We start from the raw sequence: 12778 nt of genomic DNA on the forward strand, positions 1-12778 counted from the left end.
CGGAGGGGACGATGCGGCACAAGGGGATCAACGGCGCCGCGCGCGCCACCGGCGGGGTGCGGGTCTGATGCCGAAAGTCACGGTTGACGGAGTCGAGATCGAGGTTCCGAACGGATACACGGTGCTGCAGGCCTGCGAGGAGGCCGGCAAGGAAATTCCGCGCTTCTGCTACCATGAGCGCCTGTCGATCGCCGGGAACTGTCGCATGTGCCTCGTGGAAATCGAGAAGATGCCGAAGCCGGTCGCTTCCTGCGGGCAGCCGGTGGGCGAGGGCATGGTCATCCATACCGACAACGAGAAGGTCCGCCAGGCACGGCGCGGGGTGATGGAATTCCTGCTCATCAACCACCCTCTCGATTGCCCGATCTGCGATCAGGGCGGCGAGTGCGACCTGCAGGACGAAGCCGTCGGGTATGGGCGCGACCACACCCGCTATGATGGCAACAAGCGCGCGGTGAACGACAAATATCTCGGCCCGCTGGTCAAGACGGTGATGACGCGGTGCATCCATTGCACCCGCTGCGTCAGGTTCATGGCCGAGGTCGCTGGCGTGCCGGAACTCGGCGCCGTGCAGCGCGGCGAGCATATGGAAATCACCAATTATGTCGAACGCGGGCTATCGTCCGAACTTTCGGGCAATATCATCGATCTCTGCCCGGTTGGCGCGCTGACTTCGAAGCCGTACGCGTTCACCGCCCGGACCTGGGAGCTGCGCAAGACCGACAGTATCGACGTGTTCGACGCTGTCGGCACCAATATCCGCATTGATTCCCGTGGCGCCGAGGTGCTGCGCGTGTTGCCCCGGCTGAACGACGCGGTGAACGAGGAATGGCTTGCCGACAAGGGGCGTTTCTCGATCGATGGCCTCAAGCGCCGCCGGCTCGATCGGCCCTGGCTGCGTGAGGATGGCAAGCTGCGCCCGGCGAGTTGGGATGAGGCCTTTGCCGCCATTGCCGGCCGGATCAAGGGAACCGACGGGAGCCGGATTGGCGCTATTGCGGGCAATCTCTGCGATGCCGAGAGCATGATGGCGCTGAAGGATCTGATGGGCGCGCTCGGCTCCGCCAATCTCGACTGCCGGCAGGATGGGGCGTTGTTCGACGTTTCGAACCCGGTATTCTATCGTTTCAACACGACGATCGAGGGGATCGACGAGGCTGATGCCCTGTTGATCGTCGGCGCCAATCCGCGCCAGGAAGCGCCGGTGCTGAACGCGCGGCTGCGGCGCCGCTGGGTCGAAACCCCCGGTTTCGTCGCCGGGCTGATCGGCGCGCCGGCCGATCTCACCTATGATCATGAACACCTTGGCGAGGGGGGCGATGCGCTGAAGGCGCTGCTCGACCCGGAGCACCCCCTCACGAAACGTCTGGCGGCAGCGAAGCGGCCGATGCTCATTGTCGGCCCACAGGCTTTTGCCAGGGCGGATGCAGCTTCAGTGCTCGCATCCTGCTGGCAGATCGCACGCCAGACCGGGATGCTGAGCGCCGACTGGCACGGCTTCAACGTGCTGCACAATGCCGCTTCACGAATGGGCGCGCTGGAACTCGGGTTCCTGCCGGGGGGCAAGGGCAAGGACATCGCCGGCATGATGGGCGGTGGTGTCGATGTGCTGTGGCTGCTCGGCGCCGACGAGTTCGATGTTTCGCAGATCGGTGCGGAGACGTTTGTGGTCTATCAGGGCCATCACGGCGATCGTGGTGCGGCGCGGGCCGACGTGATCCTGCCCGGAGCAGCCTATACCGAGAAGCCTGGCACGTATGTGAACACCGAGGGCAGGGCGCAGCGCGCGCTGCGGGCGATTTTCCCGCCCGGCGAGGCGCGGGAGGACTGGGCGATCCTGCGCGCGGCGAGTGCCGCACTCGGCCGGCCGTTGCCCTATGATGATCTCGACGCCTTGCGTGCCCGGATGGTCGAGGCGCATCCTGCCCTCGGCGAGGCTGGTGCGCTGCGGCGCCTTGGTCATGGCGGCGACGCTGCTCCGGGAGGCGATCCTGCTCTGGTGAGCGATGCGCCGTTTGGCCGCGCCTTCGCGAATTATTACCAGACCGATCCGATCAGCCGCGCGAGCCCGACCATGGCGAAATGCATCGAGGAAATTGTCCTCCCGCGCCAGATGGCGGCGGAGTGAGCGTGATGGAGGCGGGTTTCTTCTCGACCGATCTCGGTATTCTCGTCATCACGCTGCTGCGCGCGCTGGCCCTTCTGGTGCCGCTTCTGATCGGCGTTGCCTATCTCACCTATGCCGAGCGCAAGGTGCTGGCGGCCATGCAACTGCGCAAGGGGCCGAACGTGGTCGGCCCGTTCGGTCTCTGGCAGCCCTTCGCCGATGCGATCAAGATGCTCTTCAAGGAAACGGTCATTCCGGATGGCGCGAGCCGCCTGCTGTTCCTGTTCGCACCGATGATCACGTTCGGGCTTGCGATTATCGCCTGGGCCGTCATTCCGGTGAACAACCACTGGGCAATCGCCAACATCAATGTCGGCCTGCTCTATCTTTTCGCGATTTCGTCGCTTGGGGTCTACGGCGTCATCATCGCGGGCTGGGCGAGCAACTCGAAATTCGCGTTTCTCGGCGCCATGCGCAGCGCGGCGCAGATGGTGAGCTACGAGGTTTCGATCGGCCTCGTGATCCTGTCGGTTCTGGTTTGCGTCGGCAGCCTGAACCTGAACGACATCGTGATGGCGCAGCGGCATGTCTGGTTCGCCATACCATTGCTGCCGATGTTCGTGATCTTCTTCATCTCCGGCCTCGCCGAGACGAACCGTGCGCCCTTCGATCTGCCGGAAGGCGAGAGCGAAATCGTGGCCGGGTTTTTCGTCGAATACAGTGCGATGAGCTTTGCGCTCTTCTTCCTCGGCGAATACGCGAACATGATCCTGATGAGCGGCATGACGACCATCTTCTTCCTTGGTGGCTGGCTGTCGCCGATCCCGGTTGCGCCCTTTACCTGGGTTCCGGGGCCTATCTGGTTTCTGCTCAAGGTCATGCTCTGCCTGTTCGTGTTCCTCTGGGTAAGAGCGACCCTGCCGCGGTTCCGCTACGACCAGCTTATGCAGCTTGGCTGGAAAGTGTTCCTGCCGTTCTCTCTGTGCTGGCTGGTGGTGACCGCGAGCGCCCTCGAAATTTTCGGCTGGTTGCCGCATGCGTGACCGGGAGATTGGATAATGGCCAGACTTGATCGCATCGCGCACCGGTTTCTCCTGCTGGAGATTCTTTCCGGCATGCGTCTGACCTTGCGGTATTTCTTCACCCGCAAGGCGACGTTGAACTATCCGTTCGAGAAGAACGCGATCAGCCCGCGCTTCAAGGGCGAGCATGCGCTGCGGCGATATCCGAACGGCGAGGAGCGTTGCATCGCCTGCAAGCTTTGCGAGGCGGTCTGCCCCGCGCAGGCCATTACCATCGAAGCCGAACCGCGCGAGGACGGCTCGCGTCGGACCACGCGCTACGACATCGACATGACCAAGTGCATCTATTGCGGCCTCTGCGAGGAAGCCTGCCCGGTCGATGCGATCGTCGAAGGGCCGAATTTCGAATTCGCGACCGAGACGCGCGAGGAGCTGATGTATGACAAGGAAAGACTGCTCGCGAACGGTGATCGCTGGGAAAGCGAGCTGGCCAAGCGTCTCGAACTCGACGCGCCCTACCGGTAACGCATCATGATCGTCACCCTCGCATTCTACGTCTTCGCGGCGATCCTGCTGCTTTCCGCCTGCATGGTGATCACCGCGCGCAATCCGGTGCACTCGGTACTCTTCCTCATCCTCGCCTTCATCAACGCCGCGGCCCTGTTCGTGCTGGCCGGCGCCGAATTCCTGGCGATGGTGCTGGTGATCGTCTATGTCGGCGCGGTCGCGGTGCTGTTCCTGTTCGTCGTGATGATGCTCGACGTCGATTTCGTGGCACTCCGCGAGGGGTTCCAGCGCTATGCGCCGCTCGGCCTGCTGATCGGGTTCATCCTGATGGTTGAAATCGGCGCCGTCGCGGTGGGCTGGACGATTACCCCCGCTGCTCATCTTGCCAGCCAGGTGCCAATGCCTCTGCATCTGTCGAACACCGCGGCACTCGGCGACCTGATCTACACTCATTACATGTTCGCCTTCGAGCTGGTGGCGCTGCTGCTCCTCGTTGCGATGATCGGCGCGATCGTGCTGACTCATTCGGGTGAGCGCCGCTCGCGCCGGCAGGACATTTCCGCCCAGCATCAGCGGCCGATCGACGAGACGCTGACGATGGTCAAGCTCGGCATCGGCAAGGGAGCGAAGCAGATGACAAATTCGGCGCCCGCCAGTCAGGAGACGATCCGATGAGTGCAGTCGGGCTCGGCCCCTATCTCGTCGTCGCCGGGCTGCTGCTGGTGATCGGGATTTTCGGTATCTTCCTCAACCGGAAGAACATCATCGTCATCATGATGTCGATCGAGCTGATCCTGCTCGCCGCCAACATCAATTTCGTCGCCTTCTCCTCGGCGCTGCACGATATGGCAGGCCAGGTCTTCACCATGTTCGTGCTCTCGGTCGCGGCGGCGGAGGCGGCGATCGGGCTGGCGATCCTTGTGGTGTATTTCCGCAATCGCGGCTCGATCGAAGTCGAAGACGTCACGCTGATGAAGGGCTGAGCCGACATGCTGCTTGCCATTGCCGTTCTCGCGCCGCTGGCCGGCGCGCTGCTCGCTGGGCTCGCCCGCCCCACGCTCGGCCGCGCCCCCGCCGTCGGGCTCAGCGTCGCCTCTCTGATCATCGCCGCCATCGCCGCGATCGGCACGGTCTACCGCCATCTCGTGCTCGGGGCCGCCGACCATCTCGTCGTCCTCGGACAGTGGATCTCGGTCGGCACCTTCGCGCCACAATGGGCGCTGCGGATGGATACGCTTTCGCTCGTGATGGTTGGCATGGTCTGCGTGGTTTCGGCGCTGATCCATGTCTACAGCATGGGATACATGGCGGAGGACCGCACCGAGCCACGCTTCTTCGTCTACATCTCGATGTTCACCTTCGCGATGCTGATGCTCGCCACGGCGAACAACCTGCTCCAGCTGTTCTTTGGCTGGGAAGGCGTTGGCCTGATGTCCTATCTGCTGATCGGCTACTGGTACGACCGTGCCAGCGCTAACGAGGCGGCGATCAAGGCCTTCATCGTCAACCGGGTGGGCGACCTGTTCTTCGCAGTCGGCATTGCGCTGACCTGGTACGAGTTCGGCAGCGTCGACTTCGATACGATCTTTGCCGGCGTGGCGAAGGTTGCGCCGCACGCCTACCATTTGTTCGGTACCGACCTGCCGGTGCTCGAGGTGATCTCGATCCTTCTTTTCATCGGCGCGATGGGCAAGTCCGCGCAGCTGTTCCTGCACACCTGGCTGCCGGATGCGATGGAGGGCCCGACGCCGATTTCCGCCCTCATCCATGCCGCGACCATGGTCACCGCCGGCGTGTTCATGACCGCGCGGATGTCCCCGGTGATCGACGCAGCACCCGTCGCCCTCGCGCTGATCACGGTGATCGGCGGCTTCACCGCCTTCTTTGCGGCGACGATCGGCTGCGTGCAGAACGACATCAAGCGCATCATCGCCTATTCGACCTGCTCGCAGCTCGGCTACATGTTCCTTGCGGTTGGCGTGGGGGCGGCGCCGATCGGCATCTTCCATCTGATCAACCATGCCTTCTTCAAGGCGCTGCTGTTCCTCGGCGCCGGTTCCGTGATCCATGCGCTGGCCGACGAGCAGGATATCCGCAAGATGGGCGGGCTGTGGCGCAAGCTGCCGGTCACCTATGTGACCATGTGGGCGGGTGGCCTGGCGCTGGTCGCGATTCCGCCATTCTCCGGGTATTTCTCGAAAGATGCGATCCTGTCAGCCGCCTTCGCCGCGCATTCGCACACGGCCGTGTTCGGCTGGCTGTGCGGCACGCTGGGCGCGGGGCTGACGGCGTTCTACACCGTGCGGCTGATGCTGCTCACCTTCCACGGCAAGCCGCGCGCCTCCAGCGAGACGCTGGCGCACGCGCACGAAAGTCCGCTGGTGATGCTGGTGCCGCTGGTTGTCCTGGCGATCGGGGCGCTGACCACCGGCGTCCTGCTCGGGCCGACCTTCATCGGCGCGCATTTTGCCAATTTCTGGGGCTCCAGCATCGCTCTGCCGCATGGCGGTGCCGTAATGGCCGCGCGCGACGGCATCCCCGCCTGGGCGGAGAAGATGCCGCTGCTGCTTGCCATTGCCGGTATCGGCATCGCTTATTGGTTCTACGAACTCGCTCCGGGGCTGCCGGCGCGGCTGGCCGCTTCCTGGCCTGGGCTTCACGCATTTCTGCTGAACAAATGGTATTTTGATGAGCTGTATGACGCGATCTTCGTTCGCCCGGCACTGCGAATCGCGCGCGCGATCTGGCGGATCGGCGATGAGGAGATGATCGACGGCGTGCCGGAAGGTCTGGCGCGGCTCACTGGCGATGCCTCCGGCGTCGCCAGCCGGCTGCAGAGCGGATCGATCGCGGTTTACGGGTTCGTGATGCTGGTCGGGTTGATGGTGCTGGTGACCGTTTTCCTGGTCGCGCGGTGAGGGGGAGCGGCACATGAATTTACATCTTCTCTCGCTGATGACCTGGCTGCCGCTGGCCGGCGCCGTGATGATGTATTTCACGGGTGACTCCGCCAACCCGACCACCGCCCGCAATTCGCGCTGGATTGCGCTGTGGACCAGCCTGCTGGTGCTCGTGCTCGCGGTGGTGATGATCGCCGGCTTCGATCCCTCGGTTCACGGCTTCCAGTATATCGAAAGCGCCGAGTGGATACCGGCCTATGGCATTGGCTACCGGATGGGCGTCGACGGCATCAGCCTGTTCTTCGTTGGTCTCAGCGCGCTGCTGACACCGGTCGCCGTGCTGGCAAGCTGGCGCGAGAGCCGGCGTGTGCGCGACTACATGGCCGCCTTCCTGCTGCTTGAGACCATGACGATCGGCATGTTCTCCGCCCTCGATTTCCTGCTGTTCTATATCTTCTTCGAGGGCGTTCTGATCCCGATGTACCTCATCATCGGCGTCTGGGGGGGAGAGCGGCGGATCCACGCCGCGGTGAAGTTCTTCCTCTTCACCCTCGCGGGCTCGCTGCCGATGCTGCTCGCCCTGGTCTGGATGTGGCACCACGCCGGCACGACCGACATGGTGCAACTGATGCACACGACGATTTCGCCGACCATCCAGGATTGGCTCTTCGTCGCCTTCCTGCTTTCCTTTGGCGTGAAGGCCGCTGTCTGGCCGATGCACACCTGGCTGCCTGACGCCTATGGCGAGGCGCCGCTGCCCGGCACGATCATGCTTGCCGCGGTCCTGTCGAAAATGGGCGCTTATGGCTTCCTGCGCTTCTCGCTGCCGATGCTGCCGCAGGCGACGGCCTATTTCGAACCTTTCATGTTCGCGCTTGGCATCATTGGCATCGTCTACATCTCCTTCGCCGCCCTCGCACAGACCGACATCAAGCGCATGATCGCCTATTCATCGGTCGCGCATATGGGCCTGATCGTCGTCGGCATCTTCACCGTGACCGTCGCCGGCATCGAGGGCGCGCTGTTTCAGATGGTGTCGCACGGCCTCGTCATCGCCGCCCTGTTCCTCTGCGTCGGCATCCTGCTGGCACGCGGGCATTCGCTGCGGCTCGACCAACTCGGCGGGCTGGCCTCGCGCATGCCGGTCTACGCCACATTCCTGATGCTGTTCGTGATGGCGAATGTCGGCCTGCCCGGCACTTCCGGCTTCGTCGGCGAAATCCTGGTGATGATCGGCGCGATCCAGGCGAATTTCTGGGTGGCCTTACTCGTCGGCACCGGCATGATCCTGAGCGTGATGTACATGCTCGTGATGGTCCGCCGCATACTGTTCGATCAGGCGCGCAGCGTCGCCAACGCGGTCATCGCCGATATCGGGCCGCGCGAATGGCTGCTTCTCGCGCCGCTGGCGGTGCTGGTTCTCGTGCTGGGGTTCGCACCTGGTGCCCTTACCCACATCTTTGGCGGCGCCGTGCAGGATCTTGTTCATGCGCATCTCGCCGCCCTGTCGTCCGGTGCCCATGCCCGGCTGGCCATGATCAAGCAGTGAGCGAGGCAATGTCGACATTCTACACCGTTCTGCCCATCCTGTTTCTCGCGGTTGCGGGAATGGTCATGCTGATGTCCGGCGTTTTCGCCCGACGCGACCATAGTTTTGCGATCACCGCGGTCACCGGGGTGGTGATCGCCATCGCCGCGCGACTGCTCGTGGCCGCCCCGACCGGAACGGTGCTGCATGGGTTGTATCAGACAAACGATTTCACCCGGTTCGCCGACGTGCTGGTCGCGCTCGGCGCCATCGGCGCTCTTGCGCTTTCGGTGACCTTCAATCGAAATATCGGCATTACCCGTTTCGAATTCCCGGTGCTGATCCTGTTCGCGGTCACTGGCATGGTCGTGCTGGTTTCAGCGAACGATCTGATCACCCTTTATATCGGGTTCGAGATCCAGTCGCTTGCGCTCTACGTTCTCGCAGCCTTTGCCCGGCACAATCTGCGCTCATCTGAAGCCGGGCTGAAATATTTCGTGCTTGGTGCGCTGTCGTCCGGGCTGCTGCTCTATGGCATCTCGCTCGTCTACGGGTTTGCCGGGACCACGAGCTTCGAGGGCATTGCCCGTGCGCTGGCAAGCCACCAGGCTGCCGCCATGGGCTCGACGGTCGGGCTGGTCTTTGTGCTCGTCGGCCTGGCGTTCAAGATTTCCGCGGCCCCGTTCCATATGTGGACGCCCGATGTTTATGAAGGTGCTCCGACCTCAGTGACGGCGTTCTTCGCCACGGCACCAAAGATCGCCGTCTTCGCCCTGCTGCTGCGGGTGATGCTGGGGCCGTTCGGTCCCGCGATCGCGCAATGGCGAGACCTCGTCGAACTCCTCGCGGCGGCATCGATGGTGATCGGTGCCGTTGGCGCGATCCGGCAGACCAGCATCAAGCGCCTCATGGGCTATTCTTCAATCGGCCACATGGGTTACGCCTTGATGGGACTTGCGGCAGGCACTGCTGACGGGGTGAGCGGCGCGCTGATCTATCTGGCGATCTATGTCGTGATGTCGCTCGGCACGTTCGGCTGCATCATCGCAATGAGCCGCGGCCGGCAGCCGGTCGACCGGATCGCCGATCTCGCGGGCATGGCAACGGATGATCCGCGGTTTGCCTTCGCGCTGGCGGTGATGATGTGGTCGATGGCCGGCGTCCCGCCGCTCGCCGGCTTCTTCGGCAAGTTCTACGTCTTCGCGGCCGCGATCAATGCCGGCCTTGCGCCCCTGGCCGTGCTCGGCATCGTCACCAGCGTGGTGGCCGCCTTCTACTATCTGCGCGTGATCAAGGTGATGTATTTCGATGCCGGTGAGCCTGGTCTCGACTCGCGCAATTCGGGGGTCAGCCTGGTCATCGGGATCGCGTCGGCGGGCGTGTTGCTGTTCGCCTTTCATCCCTCGACGCTGACGACCCTGTCCACGATGGCGGCTCACGCGGTCATGGCGAGCCAGGGCTTTTGACGGCAGGCGTGACGCACTGGCGGATCGAACGCTACGATACGCTGGACTCGACATCGGATGTCTGTGGACTGCGGGCAGCAGCGGGCGAGCCTGCCGGGTTGATGGTGCTGGCCGGCCGGCAAACCTCCGGACGCGGGCGTGCCGGGCGTCAATGGAATTCACCCGAGGGGAATTTTCACGGCTCCGTTCTGCTGCGGCCGAACGTGCCGGCGGGGCAGGGGGGATGGTATGCCCTGCTTGCCGGTCTTTCACTGATCGAGGCACTCGATCCCGCCCTCCCGACCCCAGGGGTAATCGCCCTGAAATGGCCGAACGACGTGATGGCGGGGGGGGCGAAGCTTGCCGGTATCCTGCTCGATGCGACAATCGAGAACGGCCTCATCGCCAGCCTCGTGATCGGTGTTGGCGTCAACCTCGCCGCAGCACCTGACGTGCCCGGCCGCGCCACGACCAGCCTCGCATCGCTTGGCGGTACGATGACCCCCGAGGACCTGGCGCCTTCTCTCTGTGCACGGCTCGATCACTGGCTGGGGAAACTGGCGTTCGACTCCGAGCCTCTGCGCCAGGCCTGGATCGCCCGTGCCCATCCCGAGGGCACGGCGCTGACGGTCGATGGCGGCCGGCGCAGCGGTACCTATGCCGGACTTGACAAGGATGGCGCCCTGCTGCTCCGCGAGGACGGACGCGTCGTCGCGCTGCGCGGCGGCGACGTCTCGCTGATCTGATCGCCCAACCGAGCCGGCATGACATGAAACTGGTTATTGACGCAGGCAACACCAATATCGTCTTCGCTGTTCATGACGGCGAACGCTGGCGCGGCGCCTGGCGCATAGCGACCGACGCGCAGCGCACCTCCGACGAATATGGGGTCTGGCTCGGCTTTCTGCTCGATCGTGCCGGCATCGCCTCGGCGGGGATCGACGCCGCCGTGATTGGTACCGTCGTTCCGGCGGCGCTCTACCACTTGCGGCGGCTATGTCGCGACTGGTTCGGGATCGAACCCTTGATCGCCCGCGCCGAACTCGACTGGGGATTTGCAATCGAGATGGACAATCCGGCCGAAATCGGTGCGGACCGCCTTCTCAATGCGTTGGCCGCCCATCATGGCTATGGAGGGCCACTCATCGTGATCGATTTTGGCACGGCGACGACCTTCGACGTGGTCAACGGCAACGGCGCGTATGTCGGCGGCGTGATCGCGCCGGGAATCAACCTCTCGATGGAGGCTTTGCATCAGGCCGCCGCCCGGCTGCCCCGCATCGGTATCGGGCGGCCGCAACAGGTGATCGGCAAATCGACAATCCCGGCCATGCGCTCAGGCATTTTTTGGGGGTATGTCGGTCTGGTCGAGGGGTTGATCTCGCGTATCGAGGCGGATTTCGGCGGCAAGATGAAAACAATCGCCACCGGCGGCCTTGCGCCGCTGATTGCCGAGGGCACGTCAAGCATCGGCTTCACCGATCCCGATCTCACGCTGGAGGGCCTGCGCCTGCTCGCCCTTCGCAATCCTGCGCCGCAGCTGCGGCCGCGCGATGTCGAACACGAATGAACAAGCGTCATACGACTGAACAACAAGGTGACTTCATGAACGAGATCAGCAACGGGCTGAGTTTTACCCCGCTTGGCGGCACCGGCGAGATCGGCATGAACCTGAACGTCTACGGGCTGGATGGTGATTTTCTGGTGGTCGATTGCGGGATGGGCTTTGCCGGGCCCGAGGCCCCGGAGGCCGAATTGCTCGTCCCCGACCCGGCCTTTCTTGCCGCGAACCGCGAGCGCATTTGCGGCCTCGTGATCACCCACGCGCATGAAGACCATATTGGCGGTATCGCCCGGATCTGGGATGCGCTCCGCTGTCCGGTTTACGCGACGCCTTTTGCCGCGGCGCTGATCCGCTATCGCCTTGGCGAAGCCGGTCTGTTGCGCAGCGTACGGATTACCGAAATCCAGCCCGGCGGCAGTTTCGAGGTCGGCCCGTTCGGGTTGCGCTATATCCGGATGGCCCATTCCACGCCTGAGTCGCAGGCCCTCGTCATTGCCACGAAATACGGCACCGTGCTGCATACCGGAGACTGGAAGCTCGATCCGGAACCGCTGATCGGCCCGCCGACCGACGAGGACGCCCTGCGGGAGCTGGGAGATGCGGGTGTGCTCGCGATGATTTGCGATTCGACCAACGCTCTGGTCGAAGGTCATTCCGGCTCGGAAGCGACCGTGCGCCGCAGTCTGACCAGCCTTATCGCCGGGCTGCGGGGACGGATCGTGGTGACCTGCTTCGCGAGCAACATCGCCCGGATCGAGACTGTCGTGAAAGCGGCCGCGGCGGCTGGCCGGCATGTTGCGCTGGTTGGCCGCAGCCTCGCGAAATATGTCGATGCTGCGCGGGAGTGCGGCTACCTTACCGACCTGCCGGATTTCGTGCCGGAGGACGATACCGGGTCGATCCCGGATGACAATCTGCTGATCCTGGCCACCGGCAGCCAGGGCGAGAAGCGTTCCGCCCTCGCGCGGATGGCTGCTGATACGCATCGCCATGTCGAGCTGGGCGAGGGCGACACCGTCATTTTTTCAGCGCGCGTCATTCCCGGCAACGAGCGTGCGATCGGCGCCGTGCAGGACGAGCTGGTGCGTGCCGGCGTGAACATCATGACGGATGACGATCATATGGTGCATGTCTCGGGTCATCCCGCGCGGGACGAGCTTCGCCGGCTCTACCGCCTGGTGCGGCCGCAATATCTCATCCCGACCCATGGGGAATGGCGACACATGGCCGCGCAGGCCGATCTCGCCGAATCCGAGAATATACGCACGCTGCTGCTGGAGGACGGCGATGTGCTGCGCCTCGCGCCGCAAGCGCCCGAGATTGTCGACAGCGTTCCCGTCGGGCGGCTGGCCGTGGACGGTGATCGTCTCGTGCCGATGCAGGGCGGCGTCATGGCCGCGCGACGGCGGATGATGCTCAACGGGGTCGTGGTCGGCAGTCTCGCCGTTGATCGAGCCGGCAAGGTGAAGGGGGCAGCGCAGATCACGGCACCAGGCCTGTTCGAGGCTGACGACAGCGCGCTCGCGGCGCTGGCTGATGATTTCGTCGCCACATTCGAGGATCTGCCGGTGGGGTTGCGGACCGATCAATCCGCTGTCCGTGAGGCGGCACAGACGGCGCTCCGTCGCGCGCTCGGCCGTCGCTTCGGCAAGCGTCCGATGGTTGAGGTTCACATCATACACGTCTAATTGCCGTATAATTAGGC

Annotated in this window: 11 protein-coding genes; all 11 read left to right on the plus strand. The window is 63.9% G+C overall.

Annotation, left to right across the window (positions count from 1 at the left end; all coding sequences use genetic code 11):
* Nucleotides 1-67: 67 nt before the first annotated feature.
* From nuoG to B7Z76_RS01820, 11 genes are read left to right on the plus strand one after another with little or no spacing between them, the layout of a single operon-like run.
* Entirely contained in the window at nucleotides 68-2128 is a 2061-nt protein-coding gene (nuoG, locus tag B7Z76_RS01770) for an NADH-quinone oxidoreductase subunit NuoG (protein WP_291341804.1), read from the plus strand.
* Between the two features lie 5 nt (nucleotides 2129-2133).
* The gene (nuoH, locus tag B7Z76_RS01775) at nucleotides 2134-3150 is read left to right on the plus strand and encodes an NADH-quinone oxidoreductase subunit NuoH (RefSeq protein ID WP_174504739.1); all 1017 of its coding nucleotides are present in this window, start codon (nucleotides 2134-2136) and stop codon (nucleotides 3148-3150) included.
* A gap of 15 nt (nucleotides 3151-3165) precedes the next feature.
* Nucleotides 3166-3654, plus strand: a complete 489-nt coding sequence (gene nuoI / locus B7Z76_RS01780) for an NADH-quinone oxidoreductase subunit NuoI (RefSeq protein WP_174502280.1) — start codon at nucleotides 3166-3168, stop codon at nucleotides 3652-3654.
* 6 nt (nucleotides 3655-3660) lie between these two features.
* Nucleotides 3661-4311, plus strand: a complete 651-nt coding sequence (locus B7Z76_RS01785; protein WP_174502279.1) for an NADH-quinone oxidoreductase subunit J — start codon at nucleotides 3661-3663, stop codon at nucleotides 4309-4311.
* A complete protein-coding gene (nuoK, locus tag B7Z76_RS01790; protein WP_011941875.1) occupies nucleotides 4308-4619 on the plus strand; it encodes an NADH-quinone oxidoreductase subunit NuoK in 312 nt (103 codons plus the stop codon). The genes B7Z76_RS01785 and nuoK overlap by 4 nt, the downstream gene beginning before the upstream one ends.
* A 6-nt stretch (nucleotides 4620-4625) precedes the next feature.
* A complete protein-coding gene (gene nuoL, locus B7Z76_RS01795) occupies nucleotides 4626-6554 on the plus strand; it encodes an NADH-quinone oxidoreductase subunit L (RefSeq protein WP_174502278.1) in 1929 nt (642 codons plus the stop codon).
* A gap of 13 nt (nucleotides 6555-6567) precedes the next feature.
* Nucleotides 6568-8085 (plus strand): NADH-quinone oxidoreductase subunit M, encoded by a 1518-nt coding sequence (locus tag B7Z76_RS01800; protein ID WP_291341805.1) that lies wholly within the window; start codon nucleotides 6568-6570, stop codon nucleotides 8083-8085.
* A gap of 8 nt (nucleotides 8086-8093) precedes the next feature.
* Nucleotides 8094-9530, plus strand: a complete 1437-nt coding sequence (gene nuoN, locus B7Z76_RS01805) for an NADH-quinone oxidoreductase subunit NuoN (protein ID WP_174504738.1) — start codon at nucleotides 8094-8096, stop codon at nucleotides 9528-9530.
* 8 nt (nucleotides 9531-9538) lie between these two features.
* Nucleotides 9539-10255, plus strand: a complete 717-nt coding sequence (locus tag B7Z76_RS01810) for a biotin--[acetyl-CoA-carboxylase] ligase (RefSeq protein ID WP_291341806.1) — start codon at nucleotides 9539-9541, stop codon at nucleotides 10253-10255.
* Nucleotides 10256-10278: 23 nt separating this feature from the next.
* Nucleotides 10279-11079: a type III pantothenate kinase gene (locus tag B7Z76_RS01815; RefSeq protein ID WP_174502275.1), complete on the plus strand. Its 801-nt coding sequence runs from the start codon at nucleotides 10279-10281 to the stop codon at nucleotides 11077-11079.
* 35 nt (nucleotides 11080-11114) lie between these two features.
* On the plus strand, nucleotides 11115-12761 hold the full coding sequence (locus tag B7Z76_RS01820; protein WP_174502274.1) for a ribonuclease J: 1647 nt from the start codon (nucleotides 11115-11117) through the stop codon (nucleotides 12759-12761).
* The last annotated feature ends 17 nt before the right edge of the window (nucleotides 12762-12778 follow it).

Source organism: Acidiphilium sp. 20-67-58 (assembly GCF_002255515.1).
Classification (GTDB): domain Bacteria; phylum Pseudomonadota; class Alphaproteobacteria; order Acetobacterales; family Acetobacteraceae; genus Acidiphilium.

What these genes read in the sequence shown, in the direction of transcription:
- nuoG (WP_291341804.1), top strand. Translation starts at nt 68, where the DNA reads ATGCCGAAAGTCACGGTTGACGGAGTCGAGATCGAGGTTCCGAACGGA.
- nuoH (WP_174504739.1), top strand. Translation starts at nt 2,134, where the DNA reads ATGGAGGCGGGTTTCTTCTCGACCGATCTCGGTATTCTCGTCATCACG.
- nuoI (WP_174502280.1), top strand. Translation starts at nt 3,166, where the DNA reads ATGGCCAGACTTGATCGCATCGCGCACCGGTTTCTCCTGCTGGAGATT.
- B7Z76_RS01785 (WP_174502279.1), top strand. Translation starts at nt 3,661, where the DNA reads ATGATCGTCACCCTCGCATTCTACGTCTTCGCGGCGATCCTGCTGCTT.
- nuoK (WP_011941875.1), top strand. Translation starts at nt 4,308, where the DNA reads ATGAGTGCAGTCGGGCTCGGCCCCTATCTCGTCGTCGCCGGGCTGCTG.
- nuoL (WP_174502278.1), top strand. Translation starts at nt 4,626, where the DNA reads ATGCTGCTTGCCATTGCCGTTCTCGCGCCGCTGGCCGGCGCGCTGCTC.
- B7Z76_RS01800 (WP_291341805.1), top strand. Translation starts at nt 6,568, where the DNA reads ATGAATTTACATCTTCTCTCGCTGATGACCTGGCTGCCGCTGGCCGGC.
- nuoN (WP_174504738.1), top strand. Translation starts at nt 8,094, where the DNA reads ATGTCGACATTCTACACCGTTCTGCCCATCCTGTTTCTCGCGGTTGCG.
- B7Z76_RS01815 (WP_174502275.1), top strand. Translation starts at nt 10,279, where the DNA reads ATGAAACTGGTTATTGACGCAGGCAACACCAATATCGTCTTCGCTGTT.
- B7Z76_RS01820 (WP_174502274.1), top strand. Translation starts at nt 11,115, where the DNA reads ATGAACGAGATCAGCAACGGGCTGAGTTTTACCCCGCTTGGCGGCACC.